This is a genomic window from Peribacillus simplex (assembly GCF_900156045.1).
In the GTDB taxonomy this organism is placed as follows: Bacteria; Bacillota; Bacilli; order Bacillales; family DSM-1321; genus Peribacillus; species Peribacillus simplex_D.
Genome location: NZ_FTMX01000010.1, coordinates 87,144 through 103,709, shown reverse-complemented (window position 1 = coordinate 103,709; position 16,566 = coordinate 87,144). Strand labels below are relative to the sequence as shown.

Genomic DNA, 16,566 nt, shown 5'->3' with positions numbered 1-16,566 from the left:
GGATCGCTTTACTGAATGCTTTCGCTAAGCGCAAGAAGTGCTTTTTCAAATGCTTCAACTGGCGGATGAGTAATACCCGCACCAATCATTCCAATTCCAGCTTCTTTATGTGCAATCGCCGTATTGATAATTGGCATAGTGCCTGTTTGAATTACTTTTCGAACATCAATTCCTGTTGGGATTCCCATGAAATCAAGCAAGGGAATTGTTACATTTGGATTCTCTGCTGTTGTGATTTCTTTCATTTTAGTGGAGTAGCTGATTGCTTCGTCTATAGTTCCTCCTACAAGTGCAATAATTGCCGGAGCTGTTGCCATTGCAAAACCGCCAATCCCATATGTCTCAGTAATCGCACTATCTCCAATATCAAGTCCAGAATCTTCTGGTTTGTAACCTGCAAACATAGGTCCCACTACTTTTTGTGCTGGCCCAGTAAACCATGTGTTCCCACCTATGCCGCTTATACGGATGCCAAATTCTACTCCATTACGGGCCATAGTTGTCACGATCGTACTGTTTTTAATACCGTGTGCAGCATCAAGTGCACATTTTGCAAGGGCCATCCAAGTTGGACCAGAGAAATAGTCACTGCTAGCTACAAATTCAAATACCTTTTTCTTCTGCTCTGTGGTGAAATCTGTTTGTAAAATATACGGAGTTATTGCTTGAATTAAAAGAGTTGTTCCCGCGACGTTCCGATTATGACACTCATCTCCCATATGAAGAGCTTGTGCGAGCATTAAACGTAAATCAATTCCATTTGGATTAAGCTTCATTGCATCTCTTAACATAGGACCTAATACATCGCGCATCCAAATCAATCGATCAATAACGCTTTGATCATTTGCACCCATCCTTAAGATTTTTGAAAGCTGCTCACTTAAATTTGTATATGCAATGTTTCCATATGTCTTGTTCTCTACAATGTGCATGAACATTGAAGCCGAAGTGACCCCTGCCATTGAACCTACACAGTTGTGCTCGTGACATGGTGAGAAAATAATTTCTCCAGATGCAGCAAGTTCGGCTGCTTCCTCCAAGTCCTTAGCTAACCCTTCAAATACGAGTGCCCCTGTAACCGCTCCCTTCATCGGACCATTCATTTTTCCCCAAGTGATAGGCGGTCCCGCGTGAAGTATCGTTTTTTTTGTCATACCTGGAACAACGTTAATTGCTTGATCAAAGCCAATTAATACAGGTTGTGATTGAATGATTCTTTCTACCGCTTCCTTGTTTGCCGCTTCAATTTTTTCTGTCATTACAGGATCTTCCAATTTATCTAGCGCAGCAATTATTTCCGATTTCCCCCCGCCAGGAGGAACCCACTCTAAATGAGTTACATTTGCATTTTGCTTTAACATATCATCTTTAAAAGACTCAATTCCTACGTTAATGACATTAAGTTTACTATTAAAAAGTTCATTGATTTTACTCATGACTATTCCCCTTTCACTACAAACTCTCTAGCCAAAAGACCAGCATTTTGACTGCTGCTGGCATGTGTTACACCTGCAGCTATTAATTTATTCACTTGATCATCGATATCTTGGCTATCTAATTCTGTTCCAAGGACATATCCGATAATTTCTAAATGCCTTCCTTCTTCTTCAGCCAATTGCTTAGCTTCAATGATGGCAGGAAGCATTGCACCTACCGGATCCTCATGAGCTCCATATCCTAAAACAAAATCCATTACGATGACACCAACCGACGGATCCTTTGCCTCTTTTATAAATCTAGCAATTCGGGTAGACGGATCAATCATTGGGTGTGGTTTACCTTGTGTAAATTCATCATCACCGAAATCAATAAATGTATGCTCTTGGCTGACATTTCTATCTTTTAAGCGATATTCAGGATCTCTTTGAATATTGCTGTAAACTTTTTCGAATTTATCCAATGCTGCATGCATTGCTTCATCACAAAGTGTACCGCCACTAAATAATCCGCGAATATATTTTTGTTCAGGCTTTAATTTTGTACGGACTTCTTCAATTAACGGGATATTTAATGCACGTTTATTTAACTTGCTTTCATCAGCACCAGCTAATAGCACTGCCTTTAGAGCAGCCTCTTTTGACATTTTTGCAAAATGGCCGCCAGCTTCTAATACTTTTTCTTCATCCCCACCAACAAACCAAACAACAACAGGTTTTTTACATTGTTTAATTTGAGCAAGCACTTTCTCTTCTACAGTCGAGGCCGGTGGTTTGGAAACTAGCACGATAACCTTTGTAGCTTCATCTTCTTCGAGTGCCATGATGCCATCTTGCATCATGATTCCGCCAACTTCTTCACTAAGATCTCTGCCGCCTATTCCGATCAGCTGCGAAATTCCACCTCCGAATTCATGAATGCGGACACTGACTTCTTGGCTTCCAGTTCCTGATGCTCCAACGATTCCGATGTTACCTTTTCTCACTGCATTGGCAAAGCATAACGCAACATTGCCAATAATGGCTGTTCCACAATCAGGACCCATCATTAACAAGCCTTTTTCATGAGCCAATTTCTTTAATTCAATTTCATCTTCAATGCTTACATTGTCGCTAAATAGCATGACATGGAGATTATTTTCTAGAGCTTTTCTCGCTTCTCTAGGTGCATAGGCTCCATTTACTGCAATGACCGCTAGATTTGATTCCGGAATATTCTTTGTAGCGGAAGGAATCGTCGAATAGATAACCTCGCTCTTCCCTTTTGAAGAATTCTTTTTCGTAAATAAATCTTCAATATTTGCGAAAGCGTTTTCGCACGCTTCATCAGTTGTCGCTTTCACAACGATAATCAAATCACTTGTTTTTGCCTCTTCCACTTCCGAGGTCATTAAACCAACGTTTCTCATGACTTCTTTATTCATTTCAGTCCCCATTGCGATAACGGCCTGCTCTACACCTTCAACTTGATTCGCTTTTGTTGATAGAGACATTAAAGAAACGGAATCGAAATATGTGTTTGGCTTAATCAAAGTCTTTATTCGCATAATTTACCTCCTGATTTAAATTGGCTTCCAATCCTGAGACAATTCCTAGAGCTAAATCTGTACCTGATGAGGAGCCGATTTTTAATACTTCATTTAGAGAAAAAAGCAAATCCTCTTCTTTTCTATTTAACAAAGACTCTACTAAATAAATGATAGACTCTCTTACGTTTCCAATGGATGCTTTTTTCAGAGCCATATAGCTTATATCATTCGTTAAGGTTTTCGCCATTTTTACCACGTCTTCACAAAATGATTGATGGGAAAAGCAAGGACTATTTCTGATATTTAAAATAGTAAATAATCCAACAAGAAAATCATCACCAGATGGAGTTAACCCTGGTCCAAGACCTATTAGTGAAACTGCATGTTGTATTGGATTGGACATTTCTTTATTATTCAGCTCATTTAAAAGCAAGTTCGTTCGTTCATTAAGAATTTTATATATTTCATCTTCATATGGGCCTTTGGAAATTTCATTTTTTTTAATTCCTCCGCCCTTGCCAAAAATGTCTATGTAATGCTTCATTTTCGCTAAATTTACTTTTAAATTGTCCGTCTCTCTAGGATATAGCGGTAATACACATTCCCAAATTTCAGCTTTATCAATGGTTATAACTATTTTGTCTTTAACCGATAAAATTCCATTTTCAACATGAACGATATCATTCACTTTTATATCCATTCTTTCAAAACTAATCACATCTATAATAAGTGTATTGGGTCCATTATCCATTTCCCTGCATGCAATGGTATATAATTCTCCATTCTCTACACATTGAATATTGAATGTCCTTTTAAATGTACTATGAACATAGCCACTTAGCTTCGCATGTTTAATTCGCTGAATGAAATGATAATCTCCCGATATTGCAAATTCCACAAGAGTCACCCCTGATGCTTAAAAAGATCTGGAAATATTTCATTAGATTGATTTATTGCATGAAGTTAATACAATAATAATGGGTATAGTAAAGCATTTTTTGTATAATAAGACTAAAATAGCAACCAATCTAATTTTGCTTCTTAAAGTTATGAAGACCTTATTATCACCGCACTTCCATTGGTTACTCATACAAGTAAAATTTTCACTTCCTTTAGAAATAACAATCCTTGCATGTTCATTTTAGTTGTAATGCATAAAAGGGGCATCGTTTAATCAAACTAAAAAGCTATCATATCATTTGTGCATCTTATACGAATAATTGTGTTTAAATTATGTCTAGGAGTGAAAAGGATTGCTAACAGTTAAAGACTTATTGGAGATAAAGGCCATCGATGGTCTAAAGATCGTAGCTGGAGAAAATGGCCTAAACAAAGAAATTTCCATCGTAAATATTATTGAAAATCCTGATGCCTTTGACTGGCTTTCTCCAAATGAACTACTGCTATCAACAGGTTATATATATAAAGATAATGAAGAACTCCAAAACAGAATTATCAAGGAGATTTCAGAAATTAACTGTGCTGGACTTGTCATTAAAATGAAACGATACTTTGATAAAATTCCGCAGAATATGATTGATCAAGCAAACAAATATGGTTTGCCACTGTTAGAGCTGCCATTTAGTTACACACTATCAAAAGTAATATCAATAATTAATGAAAAAGCATCAGGGAGATACGATTTATTAAATAGAAAAACCTTAGACATGCATAATCTATTTTTTAGAATTACACTTGAAGGCGGAGGCATTGAAAAAATTTCTTCCATGTTATCTGAAACAATTAATAATCCCATCATTATCGTTGATAAGGATTGGAAATTATTACACTACACAGAACATATGGAAAACAAGTTCCCTCTTGAATACTGCCTTGATTTAATAAAAAACAGGACTGTTTTTAAGAGGGAGTTCATTGGATCCATTCCTCAAGCTTTAAGTGAAATGAAGAGGTCCATTAAAAGGATCCATCATATAGATGGAATGGAAATAAAAAGCAGAATCCTACCTATTGTCGTATCGAAAGATATATATGGTTATATAGTGGTTTGGCAAACAGTCCGTGAACTGAATGAATTTGATTACATTATTTTAGAGCAGGCTTCCACCATAATGGCACTGGAAATGGTCAAAGCGAAGGAAATTGAAGAAGTTAAATGGAGAATTAAAAATGACTTCTTTGATGATCTGATTTCTGGAAAAATCACATCAAATGATACCCTTCAAACTCTTTGTGATTTGCATGGATTAAATCCAAATTATATGTATTACAGCATTGTCATTCATATCGAACCAAAAGAAGTTAATAAAAATGAAGACATAATCGTTGGGAAATATAGAATGGACAACACAGCAAAAAAATGTGAGGAAATCATTTATGACTCTTCGTATAAGGCTAATGGAGAATTCACGTGCTTTCATAGAAATAATCGAATTATTATTTTGATTGGAAAAAATGAGGATAGGCCGTCCGTTTCTATAAGTGAAGCAAAGCTATTTGCAACTGAATTACATGATTCACTTGTTAGAAAGGTTAAAGAAACATCTTTTTTAATTGGTATCGGTAAACAGTATAGAACAATAAAGTCACTGCATAAAAGTTTTACAGAGGCTAATGAAGTGATTCGATTGATGCAGCAGGTTAATGAAAAAAATGAAGTCTCTCATTTTGAGGATTATTCTGTTTACCACCTTTTGGATTCAAATATCAAGGATGCTGCATTGGAAGATTTCTTTGAAAAATGCCTTGGGAATATCTATGATCATGATAAAATACATGGTACAGGTTATATGACCACGTTAGAAAATTATTTTATTAATAATCTAAATTTAACCGAAACCTCCAAAGCAATGTTTATTCATCGAAACACTCTTATCTATAGAATTGAGAGAATTAAGGAAATATTAAACACTGACTTGAAACATTCGGAAGAACTGCTCCGCATTCAAATAGCCTTAAAGATCTTTAGAATCTTAAAGAAGGATGTCTGACAAACCAACCAAAAAATATTAATCCCGTGTACATATGAAGAGAATGGATCTTTCTTATGTCAAGAATACCCATTCTCTTCAATAGCTCACATTAAATCATGTTAATTTGCACTTTAATGAATAAGTTTAAGAAAAAAACCTCACTATCTTCTGAACTAATCCAATCATTTCACTTGATTTCTCACTTTTAATGTCGAAAAAGAAGCTCTTGTTGTTTCATTCCTTGTTAATGAAAATCAAAAAGGGAATGGAAAAATCCATTCCCTTCTTGACGACAAGTCAATCTTACTTAAAACTAAATTTCGGTTTAAAATCGCCTTTATAAGATTCATGTTCAACGAATACAGTTATGTCCTTGCCATCTTTGTCTTTACCCGTTCTTTTATACGTAAATTTATTTTTATTAAGTTCGGTAAGTTCAAGAGCAGCACCATACTTATTATTTCCAATTGAAACATGGGCTCTTATTTTATTTTCGTGTACAATATCGAAGTAGCCATAATCACCGCGACTTTTTCCTGTTTCAACATTGAAAAATTCATATTTATTAGTCTTGTCATCAAATTTTGCCAGACTTATAAACATCGTATTATACTTTGTTACATCATTGCCATCTTCGTCTAATACCTTTGTTCCGTGCCAAAGGGTGCTGCCTAAAATTTTATCTCCATCAACGTCTTTAACAATATCTCCGGTAGTAGTGTTCAACTGCTTGTCCGGATCAGTAAAAGAAAGCTCTTTTTCTTTGTAAGGAACATGCTCAACGAATACCTCTACATCGTTGCCTTTGGCATCTTTCCCCATTCTTTTATAAGTAAAAACATGTTTATTTAGTTTTGTCATGTCAACAACAGCTTGATAATTCATTGATTCCGAAATTAATATTCTCTTCTTTCCATCATTAGTGATAAAGAATGTTCCCTTATCGTCACGACTTTTCCCAGTCTTTGCATCAAAAAATTCATAATGTCCTGTTTTCATATCATATTTCGCAAGACCAATAAAGTTTGCATTCTCTTTTGTTAAGTCATTATGATGTTTGTCATACACTCTAGTACCTTGCCAATCTGTGCTGCTAAGAATGTAGGCCATTGCCTGTCCTTTGGTTAACTTATGTTCCTTTTTAGTCTCTTTAATAACACGTTTTTGCCAATGGTTACTATGATTTTCTTGGGCGTTAGCTCCGCTGTAACCGGTTAAAACTAATGTGAATCCAAGCAGGATTGATGTTATTGCTTTTGCTTTTTTGTTCATTTTATGGTCTCCTCATTTTTTATTGTGGTATATTTTAAATTTTTTTAATATTTAAGCAGTAATACGGTATTAATTTTACTTGGAGGCTTATACAATCTAACTATTCTGCTCCTGGTTTTAACAAAATTTGTTCAATCTCTTTAAACTCTTTCTCACGTGCATGCAAATGAGTTACATTATTTCTATCCGGAATGTTCACATCCGTCCCCGCTTTAATCAAGACTTTAGTGGTTTCGATATCATTATTATAAGTTGCGATCATAGTAGCAGTTTGACCTTCTTAGTCCTTTGTATTTATATCGACACCTTCCTCAATCAATCTCTTTATTGTTTCTGTTTCCTTGTGTACTGCAGCTTGAATTAATTGTTCATTCACACCTATTTTTACCCTTATTTCAGTTTCCTGTGCATTTGGTTCTGCATCTTAATCTGAGATGCATCCCTGAAGGAGGATAATGCCACCAATAACTATCCTATTGTTAGCCACCTCCACATCAAATTCACCTGCCTATCATTCATTATTATTTTTGCTATAAACTGGAATGAAAAAGTCTCAGATCCACTCAATGAACTTAGTTACTACTTCTATTATGTTAGTACCCAATTATAAACTTCCATTTAAAAAATTCTTAAAAAAAGATAAACTTAATCTTAAAATTTCTTCATGTTTATAAAAAATAGAACTGCCACCATTGTGAAGGGATAAAACACTGATTTTACAAACAGGAAAACTCCTTATCAAAAACTAATGTATTTGATAAACTTAACCTTTCTAAATTTTTTTCTACCACATCATTAACTTAGTACCATTTTCAATGAGTGAACAGTAAAAAAGGAAGTACGATTCTTGTCATCCTTAACAGCATACGATTAATTAAGGAGCTAAAAACAGAACGTACAAAAGGAAGCCTAAACGGCTCCCTTCGTGAAATTTTTGTATCAGAACTCTGGTGACAGTGTTTTTTCCATTTCTGCTTTTGAAGGACGGGCAGACATTTTTAATGATAGAATCTCCTGATCATTCAAGCCAGTAGCAATGATAATTACTATAATTTCATCTTTTAAGTTTTCGTCAATAACAGAACCGAAAATCATATTAAACTCTGAGTCTGCCGCAGAAGTAACAAAATTGGCTGCCTCTTGTACTTCATATAAACTTATATTGGCGCCTGTAAGTTTCATTAGCACACCTTGGGCTCCGTTAATCGAAGTGTTAAGTAATGGACTGGAAATTGCTTTCTTTGCAGCTTCCACAGCGCGATTTTTACCTGTTGCTCTGCCAATGCCTATTAAGGCAGACCCTTTATTGGACATGATTGTTTTCACGTCAGCAAAATCAAGGTTGATTAAACCTGGTACAGCAATTAAATCCGATATACCTTGGATACTTTCGCGAAGAACATTATCCGCTTCACGAAATGCTTCAAGCATGGGTGTATTTTTATGTAAAGTCTTCAATAAACGATCGTTTGGAATAACTATTAATGTGTCCACTGATTTCTTCATTGAGACGATTCCGCCTGCTGCTTGTGTTGCACGCTTATGGCCCTCAAACGCAAACGGTAGTGTTACAACGCCAATGGTTAATATATCAAGCTCACGGGCAATTTGAGCAATAGCAGGAGCAGCACCCGTTCCTATACCGCCGCCCATTCCAGCTGTAACGAATACCATGTCTGTACCTTTTAATGCTTCTTGGATCTGCTCTTTGCTTTCTATAACTGCCTTTTTGCCTACTTCTGGATTTGCCCCTGATCCTAAACCTCTTGTTAATGTTGCACCGATTTGTATCTTGACTTCTGCTTTTGATAAATTAAGAGATTGTGCATCTGTATTAACAGCAATAAATTCTACACCTTTAACTCCATGCTCGATCATACGGTTAACGGCGTTATTTCCTCCACCGCCGATTCCAATTACTTTAATGTTAACTAATGAGTTTACACTTGTATCAAAATCCATATTATAGGACCTCCTAGTTCATTGAAATTACCTTGTTCCAAACTATTCAAATAACATTGGAAAACATTCATTCATTTTATTCGAAATGTTTTGTATTTCTTATAATTAGACTTAGTTAAAGAAAAAGGCATTGTCGTTAGCAGTCCCGTAAAGGAGCTGCTAACGACAATGCCTTTCATGGAATCCTTCCACTCTTTGCTAAAGTTAGAAAGATTCGATATCCTGAAAAGGTAATCTTTGATTTTTATTTTAAGGTAATTCCATTTTTAAATCAATATATACATTTTCTGGTGCCACTTATTTTACAGCCGCAATCGCAGCGATAGTAAAAAGACGGCTCCCAATTTGAGTGCCGCCCCCCTATTATAGTTTAAGTCCATTTCTTCACAATTCTCAAAAACCTTAACAAAACACTCTATTTATCTAAAGTTTACTTTAAAATAAAGTTCAATTAAAAATTGCACACTCTATTACTTTTTTTACGGGTAAAACGAATCCGTTTTGAAAAAAAATTAAGAAAAATGGTTTGATTAAAACTCATTTAGAATTTCTTTATTAAAGGCTATGTTAAATTCTAATGTTGATATTTGACCATAAGAAAACCGCCTTGGTGAAAAGGCGGTTCATTGAGCTATCGTCCCCGTAGTTAAATAAATTAGTTGTGTCTGTTTTTATTGAGTGTCTTCGTCGCTTTTGTACTCCAAAAATCACCTGGCAGACAATCCAAAGTCTTACATATCCGTTAATCATTCATTTTTGACTTAATATCTGGGACATTTTTTAATGGCTTTTGAAGTGCATCCACAATGGCTGCGATGATACTTGTTGCTAAAATACCCATTAGACTTAGTGATATAGGACCTGCTGGGTCGTCTCCTGTGATTTTAGCAAGTACCTTTAAGCTTACTATTCCTAACAAAATGAGGAGAATGACTGTAAAAGCACATTTTTTTATAACCTTCAAAGATTTAAGGGATAATTCAGAGAAAGCATTGTTTTTTTCGATAGAGGTTAGTAGTTTAAATGCTTGATACAACGCCACAGAAAACGTAATACAGAATCCATATGCACATACTAAAAAGGGGATTAGGAAATAAGCCGTATCTGGATGTACCTTTGCATCTTTAATGGCTATCTCAGGCAACCAATAGATACATAAAGCAAGCATCGCAATTCCAATCAGAAAAATAATTACCTTTAAGAAAGAGGTTGAACCTTGTTTAAAATTCATTTAAAGCACCTCACTGATTTAATAATAAAATGACTTTAACACATGATTTATTGTTTTGCAATAAAATCATATCGTTTTTAATTATATTATTATTGTTATTATTATATCCTTTTAATTTTGACAAAAATAAAAAGCATTTCTCATTACAAAGAAATGCTCTTATTTTAAAATGTTAAAATTTGCACCCCTACCTTTAGTGCTAGTATTTATATTCGTTTTGAGCATTTAATGAAATTATACTTTTTATCATAACAGTGCTTTTGTATATAAAAAGTGAAGTCTTAAGTCTGCTTCTTTTTATATACAAAAAAAGAATAAATTTGTTATTGTCCCTAGATAGAAATATAATTTAGTAGATAAATGATACGTAAGTATGAAAAGGTGGAGTTTTATTGGATATTTTATGGTGGGGATTAACTATTCTCTTGTTCGCTTTAAGTTTTGTAGGAATTGTCTATCCTATCATCCCTTCGGTTGTGGCCATATGGGGTGGATTTGCAGTTTATCAATTTCTCATTAATTCGGATGCGTTATCTTTATGGTTCTGGATCAGTATGGTGGTGTTAAGCGGTGTATTAATCGCGGCCGATATTATTGCGAACAGTTACTTTGTTAAGAAATATGGAGGTTCGAAAACATCCGAGACAATAGCAGCTATTGCTACGATTGTTGGTTCATTTGTTTTCCCTCCTTTTGGAATTATTCTTGTTCCATTTTTAGCGGTCCTTGTTACGGAATTAATCATACATAAAGATATGATGAAGGCTACTAAAGTTGGATTTGCTACCATTATAGGCTTTTTAGGTGGCAGCTTAGCCAAAATATTGATTCAATTGTTGATGATCATTTGGTTCATTTTAGCTGTAATCTTTTAATTAAAAACAATTTAGAGTAAGGAAAAAGCTGACCTGTATCGGTCAGCTTTTTTTTATTTAATTTAAATTTAACCTATAGGCTCTGGAACCAAGTTTTTCTTTGAATTTAATCTCTTCTCTAAGGACTTCCTCTTTCGTTAATGTTTTTGGTAACGTTTGAAGGATCGTGTATTTGAAAGTATGAATTCGCTGAGGGCCAGCATCAATGAGCTCTTTTAACTTTATATTATTTCCGTGACCATTAATCGCGTATTCTTTCCACCTTCCGAGTAAGCCCTCTTTTCCGGAAGCAGACCCTACATATTGTTTCCCATCCTTTGTATCTACAATAAGATAGACAGCACCAACCGAAGAAAGTATTTTATGCCAAATGGCATTAGCATTAGGATCTTTAACTATCCCTTGTAGTTCACGAAAAGATAAATTGATTTCTAAATAACCCGGGAAGTCTCGTACATATCCTTTAGGTAGTACTTGAACCACCTCATTATTGTATGTATCAAATTTGATGCACCATCCCGAGCCAACCCCGTCCCACTTAATGACAACTCTATTCACCAGGTCCTCAAATCCAGCTATTTTTTTAAATCATATCTATATATACTATCAACCTTCGCCTTCCCCCTAAAAGGGACATCATAGTGCTCTGGAAAATCTGTCACCGGAGTTATACTTTTAAGCTCGTACAACCCCTAAATATGGCCTGATTATTCTCGATCCCCAAGCAGGAAACCAGATAACTCCAAATTCTACTGACAGTTAAGAAATTATGGTATTCCAATTAAAACAAATACAAGCCATGCAATTCCCGGTGCAGTAGCGATAATAACTATTGAAAAGATTAATATCTGTCGGAAAAACACACGCTCTTTTACGCCTTGGACATTCGCAAGTAATAATGCCCCATTTGTAGAGAAAGGACTTAAATCAACAATGGCAGAAGCAATGCAGATTGCTGTAATTACGCCAATAGCCGATATTGTAGGATCTTGTAGGATAGGAGCCGCCATCGGAAGTATAGCCGCTAAGATACCTGTAGTCGAGGCAAAGGCCGAGATTACTCCACCTATATATGACGCTGCGAGTGCCGCGATCATAGGGTTACCTACTTTTTCTATTAAATGAGTTAAGTATTCAGTGGTACCGATCTTTTCCATTACTCCCACATAAGTCACGATTCCCGATATCATTAGGATAACAGCCCATGGCATACGCGCAAGTACTCCAGATTGCTCTCTAGGAGAAAATAAGGCCAACACTAAACCTACTGTAAACGCAGCAAAACCAATGTTTGCGTCGAACACAAGTGTAAAGATGACCATAAGAACTATACCTGCAAGCGTAGCTCCTTTATACCAGGTAATCTTGGTTACTTCCTGTATATCTGTATTCTCTTCCAATGTAGTTGCTATTTCTGAAGTATGCGGTACATCACGATTGAGCTGTTTTTTCAATAATCGAACTCCACCAAAAATAACAAATATAATCCCCGCAAACACTACACTAAAGATAAGAGCATTTAGGTAGAGTAACCCTGGTGCGGTAGGCAAGTCCCGTGATTGCAAAACACCGTTAACTACAACCCCTACAGGATTTATAGGTGAATAAGAACCTGCAAATGCTCCCTGAGTAACCATTATTCCCATCATTAGGGGATTAATGTTGTTTTGAGCTGCCAATCTTAACGCAATCGGAGCGAAAACCGCGACAGAAGCAACTCCATGTGCACCAACACTAGTCAGTAAAGTACTTAGAATAAACATTATCCATGGAACAAGACCAATGTTACCTCTGACCAAACGTAGACCTGATTGAGTAATCAAGTCAATAGTCCCGTTGGTCTGAGCTATTGAGAACAAATAAGTAACCCCTGCAAGAATAACGAACAGGCTTGCTGGAAAGCCACTAAAGATTTCTTCTATTTCAAGTCCGCTGATAAGGTTACCCACAATAAAAGCTGCGACGAATCCAAATATTCCAAGATTAATTGGAAAAATCGAGGCAATAATAAACATAACTATAAGAACTATTATTGACAAAATTTCTACACTCATTTAAAACCCTCCCTATTAAAGCTGAATGTTATAAAGATTTATAATCTGAATATTTCTTATCTGTAACTTTCTCTACAGCTCCGATTAGCAACTGTATTCAGAATTGTTAACGCTTCCAATTTTTCTGTATATTTTAACGTAAATGCCTAGGCCACCATTCCACCCAAAGAAAAAGTCAACCAGATGGCTTTTATCCATGTTCAAGTGATTCATTAGTGCCGCTAACCGTGACCTGGAGGTGGTCAGGTCCTCCGTCCCCTATCTTGTCGTACACAATTACAATTTTGGTTAGTTCGAAGGATTTCTTCTCAAATTTTGTAAAATTCTTCAATACACCTGACAATTTATAGAAAATTATTAACCCTTTCCTCATTCTGTGATTTTTGGTAAAGCTTTTTGGCAATTCATGTTTTAAGTTTCCTTCTATTTGCTCTTACATGCTCACCCATGGCCTTCTCGGCTTCATCACGGTCCCCTTTTACATAGATGCTAAGATTGCATGGTGTTCCTTAAGTGAATTTCAAGGCGATTAGGTACCTCAATGCTTGTATAAACATACCCGCTATATGGTATCTGCTTAAGGAGTAAATTAAGCAAATAGTGTAAAATTCAGAGTTGTCAGGCCTTTCAAGTGTGGCTTTATGAATATATTATTTACTTCGACATATAGCCTGTGATTTGATGTTTGGACGGCTATCTCTATAGATGCTACTACTTTCTGAATTTCGTTAATTTCCTTAACATTCCTTTATCCGCTAGTAAACCTGCCGTAAGGCCTTCCATAACTTTCTTTACAGTAAACAACTCTTTAATTCTTTTTCAGTTGGTTTTGTTACACATGTTCCCTCCTTTATCTACCATGTACCATGGTAGATTTCACTAAAAATTCCTAACCGTATAGCCTGAAACTATAATGATCATTTATTTCTAGCTTTGAAACCACAAAAAATAAAAGACTTCTACCATGTACCATACAAGTTTTAATTATATTGTAGATAGTTAACAGAAAAACGTCAATTTATTTTTTTGAAAATTCTATAAATTATAATTTTTCTGCTTAATATGATTGTTTACAGAGATCTTGTCTTCTGATGCTACTAATTCAAACGGGATCAGTCTCGGTTATCAAAAAACGGATCCAAACTGTTTAGGAATGTATCTTTATCTTCATAGGAAGCGGCATCCGGGTGAATGAGTTATCAAATTTAAGGCTACGAGTTACTAAAGTTGTTTGATCATCCTATCTACTGACTCGGTGTACTTATCATTTAAGGAACTTTCGGTAATTGCAGCTATTTCCTTTCCTGCCTTGCAATCTCTGACAATCCAATCCTGATTAGCTATATCTAACTGGCTTTTATAATGCTCCCGTTCACCTTTGCTAAATCTTTTAGTTTAGGGTCTGTGGTATGAGTCAAAGTCAGTTTCTGCTTGTTGACAACTATTCTCCAAAGCACGACATTTGTCCCAATATATATTACATACGTTTGATATTGTTGGTGGGTGCATCCGGAGGTCCAATGATAGACCTATCGGATTGAATACGAGCCACTTATCGGTAGATAGATGAAGGTTTGCTAGTGTCACTGAGCCTTCCAAAACCTCGCGATAGGCATCCAAAACTACTCCAAATATCACTTGGTACAGGAATACTATTGTTTGTAATTATAGTATCTGTTTGATCTTTAGTTATAAGAGGTATATCTTAAGGAACGCACATTCAAAAGATTGATTTCACTAACAAATAAGGTGCTAAAATTAAATAAGGGGGAACATAATGAATAAACAAGAACTCATAAAATTAATTGAAAGTATTGAAACTCCGGAAGAAAAAGTGGAATCCTTTTTTAGAGATTATCGCGATTACCGAATAGACTCTCGTAGGATAGCTATGAAGCATCTTGTATCAACATGGGGGCACCTACCCCTTCTTAAGATTACAAAGCATATGTATCAATGACGAATCAACGAACTAAATAAGGAATTTAGCCATAACTATATTGATAGTATCCATACGACGGGAAACATAATCTTCAAGCATGCTATCAGGCAAGACTTGATAAAGACAAATCCAACCTATGGCTTTGTCATGCCAAAAAAGCATTTGATTGTTGAGGATATCGAAGAGACGAGGTTAAGGAAAAGTTTCTTGAGCTAAATGAACTGAAAACCTTTCTACGTATCACAAAAGAACATGGATTATATCTAGACTATCTATGTTTTGCTACTTTGGCATATACCGGTATTCGTTTAGGAGAAATGTTAACATTAAAATGGACAGACCTGGACCTTACTAAGAAAACAATAAGAATATCAAAACATACTATAATCCAAATAACAAAAGTACAGGTTATCAACTCCTAACCCCAAAAACAAAAAAGTCAATCCGTACAATCATGATTGACGATGGACTTGTCGCCTTATTCAAAGCAAACAAGCGTGAGCAGATGGAATTGAAAATGAAACAACGGTTAGTATATGAGGATCAAGATTTCATTTTTCTGAAAATATCGGTAATCCACGGGTTATGAAGCAAATGGTATTGCGTTTACAGCGTCTATTGAAGCATATGGACGTAGACAAGCATATTACCCCCCACAGTTTAGACATACTCATACATCACTTCTCATTGAAGCTGGGGCAGGCGTAAAAGAGATTCAAGAAAGATTGGGGCATTCCGATATAAACACGACGATGAACATTTACTCTCATATGACAAAAAATATCAAAGAAAAGACCTCCCATAAGTTCAGTGAACTTACGAAAGGTCTCCTCTAATTGTTGAAATAAAGTTGTTTCAAAAACTAAAAGTTAGCAAAAAGTTAGCATTTCACTAATCTCCACCTTACAAACCCATATATACCAAGGGTTCTAGGCGATGATTACATCATGCCGCCCATTCATTTGGATTTATAATAGAAGTAAATAGGGTTTTTAAAACCCCTGCATATCAACCATTTTAAAATTTCACCTGAAATACATTTAAATAAATTTTAATAATGACGAGGACAAGCCCGAGGACAAATACTGAAGGACATACTCGCACTACTTGCCATCTTGCCAAGGTGATTCATTAAGATAACCTTTTTCAAATATTAAAATTTGTTGTTTATTTACACAAGTTTCTCATTCTGTTAGCCTTCTAGATCTATAAAATCCTTTCCATTCATGATTCGATTCACCTTAACGCTGGATAACATATACAGAAGGAGCTTCGATTGGATTGAATACTCTATACCCACGAAAAAGCTCCTTTTTACCGACGATGGTTCAT

At 35.5% G+C, this 16,566-nt stretch carries 12 protein-coding genes and 2 pseudogenes; 5 read left to right on the top strand and 9 right to left on the bottom strand.

The genetic code is table 11. The features are described from left to right. Positions 1 to 8: 8 nt before the first annotated feature. The 3 genes from BW986_RS25425 to BW986_RS25415 are packed head-to-tail and all read right to left on the bottom strand — an operon-like array spanning position 9 to position 3,863. A complete protein-coding gene (locus BW986_RS25425; protein WP_076372027.1) occupies positions 9 to 1,436 on the bottom strand; it encodes a YlbE family protein in 1,428 nt (475 codons plus the stop codon). Positions 1,437 to 1,438: 2 nt separating this feature from the next. Next, positions 1,439 to 2,983, bottom strand: a complete 1,545-nt coding sequence (fdrA, locus tag BW986_RS25420; RefSeq protein ID WP_076372025.1) for an acyl-CoA synthetase FdrA — start codon at positions 2,981 to 2,983, stop codon at positions 1,439 to 1,441. Further along, entirely contained in the window at positions 2,961 to 3,863 is a 903-nt protein-coding gene (locus BW986_RS25415) for an oxamate carbamoyltransferase subunit AllH family protein (RefSeq protein ID WP_076372023.1), read from the bottom strand. The genes fdrA and BW986_RS25415 overlap by 23 nt, the downstream gene beginning before the upstream one ends. A gap of 355 nt (positions 3,864 to 4,218) precedes the next feature. Between BW986_RS25415 and BW986_RS25410 the strand changes: the two genes are divergently transcribed. Next, a complete protein-coding gene (locus BW986_RS25410) occupies positions 4,219 to 5,916 on the top strand; it encodes a PucR family transcriptional regulator (RefSeq protein WP_076372021.1) in 1,698 nt (565 codons plus the stop codon). 285 nt (positions 5,917 to 6,201) lie between these two features. Here the strand turns inward: BW986_RS25410 and BW986_RS25405 are convergent, their stop codons facing one another. From BW986_RS25405 to BW986_RS25395, 4 genes and pseudogenes are all read right to left on the bottom strand, one after another. Beyond that, positions 6,202 to 7,170: a DUF4822 domain-containing protein gene (locus BW986_RS25405; protein ID WP_076372019.1), complete on the bottom strand. Its 969-nt coding sequence runs from the start codon at positions 7,168 to 7,170 to the stop codon at positions 6,202 to 6,204. Between the two features lie 100 nt (positions 7,171 to 7,270). Then, positions 7,271 to 7,435 (bottom strand): annotated as a pseudogene (locus BW986_RS29860) (ankyrin repeat domain-containing protein); the annotation flags it as partial. A gap of 674 nt (positions 7,436 to 8,109) precedes the next feature. Then, on the bottom strand, positions 8,110 to 9,132 hold the full coding sequence (gene ftsZ, locus BW986_RS25400; protein WP_081395800.1) for a cell division protein FtsZ: 1,023 nt from the start codon (positions 9,130 to 9,132) through the stop codon (positions 8,110 to 8,112). A gap of 742 nt (positions 9,133 to 9,874) precedes the next feature. Beyond that, positions 9,875 to 10,363, bottom strand: coding sequence for a DUF2975 domain-containing protein (locus tag BW986_RS25395; protein ID WP_076372017.1), 489 nt, complete (start codon positions 10,361 to 10,363; stop codon positions 9,875 to 9,877). A 392-nt stretch (positions 10,364 to 10,755) separates the two neighbouring features. On the opposite strand from BW986_RS25395, the gene BW986_RS25390 reads away from it, so the two are divergent. Then, entirely contained in the window at positions 10,756 to 11,238 is a 483-nt protein-coding gene (locus tag BW986_RS25390; protein WP_076372015.1) for a DUF456 domain-containing protein, read from the top strand. A 57-nt stretch (positions 11,239 to 11,295) separates the two neighbouring features. On the opposite strand, the gene BW986_RS25385 is transcribed toward BW986_RS25390, so the two are convergent. Next, entirely contained in the window at positions 11,296 to 11,796 is a 501-nt protein-coding gene (locus BW986_RS25385; protein ID WP_076372013.1) for a GIY-YIG nuclease family protein, read from the bottom strand. 209 nt (positions 11,797 to 12,005) lie between these two features. Continuing rightward, the gene (locus BW986_RS25380) at positions 12,006 to 13,292 is read right to left on the bottom strand and encodes an SLC13 family permease (RefSeq protein WP_076372011.1); all 1,287 of its coding nucleotides are present in this window, start codon (positions 13,290 to 13,292) and stop codon (positions 12,006 to 12,008) included. Between the two features lie 1,777 nt (positions 13,293 to 15,069). Between BW986_RS25380 and BW986_RS25370 the strand changes: the two genes are divergently transcribed. From BW986_RS25370 to BW986_RS31370, 3 genes and pseudogenes are all read left to right on the top strand, one after another. Further along, positions 15,070 to 15,252, top strand: coding sequence for a hypothetical protein (locus BW986_RS25370; protein WP_076372007.1), 183 nt, complete (start codon positions 15,070 to 15,072; stop codon positions 15,250 to 15,252). A 194-nt stretch (positions 15,253 to 15,446) separates the two neighbouring features. After that, positions 15,447 to 15,656: pseudogene (locus BW986_RS31375) on the top strand (tyrosine-type recombinase/integrase); the annotation flags it as partial. 177 nt (positions 15,657 to 15,833) lie between these two features. Further along, positions 15,834 to 16,070: a tyrosine-type recombinase/integrase gene (locus BW986_RS31370; RefSeq protein WP_142244741.1), complete on the top strand. Its 237-nt coding sequence runs from the start codon at positions 15,834 to 15,836 to the stop codon at positions 16,068 to 16,070. The last annotated feature ends 496 nt before the right edge of the window (positions 16,071 to 16,566 follow it).

What these genes read in the sequence shown, in the direction of transcription:
- BW986_RS25370 (WP_076372007.1), top strand. Translation starts at nt 15,070, where the DNA reads ATGAATAAACAAGAACTCATAAAATTAATTGAAAGTATTGAAACTCCG.
- ftsZ (WP_081395800.1), bottom strand. Translation starts at nt 9,132, where the DNA reads ATGGATTTTGATACAAGTGTAAACTCATTAGTTAACATTAAAGTAATT.
- fdrA (WP_076372025.1), bottom strand. Translation starts at nt 2,983, where the DNA reads ATGCGAATAAAGACTTTGATTAAGCCAAACACATATTTCGATTCCGTT.
- BW986_RS25395 (WP_076372017.1), bottom strand. Translation starts at nt 10,363, where the DNA reads ATGAATTTTAAACAAGGTTCAACCTCTTTCTTAAAGGTAATTATTTTT.
- BW986_RS25425 (WP_076372027.1), bottom strand. Translation starts at nt 1,436, where the DNA reads ATGAGTAAAATCAATGAACTTTTTAATAGTAAACTTAATGTCATTAAC.
- BW986_RS25405 (WP_076372019.1), bottom strand. Translation starts at nt 7,170, where the DNA reads ATGAACAAAAAAGCAAAAGCAATAACATCAATCCTGCTTGGATTCACA.
- BW986_RS25380 (WP_076372011.1), bottom strand. Translation starts at nt 13,292, where the DNA reads ATGAGTGTAGAAATTTTGTCAATAATAGTTCTTATAGTTATGTTTATT.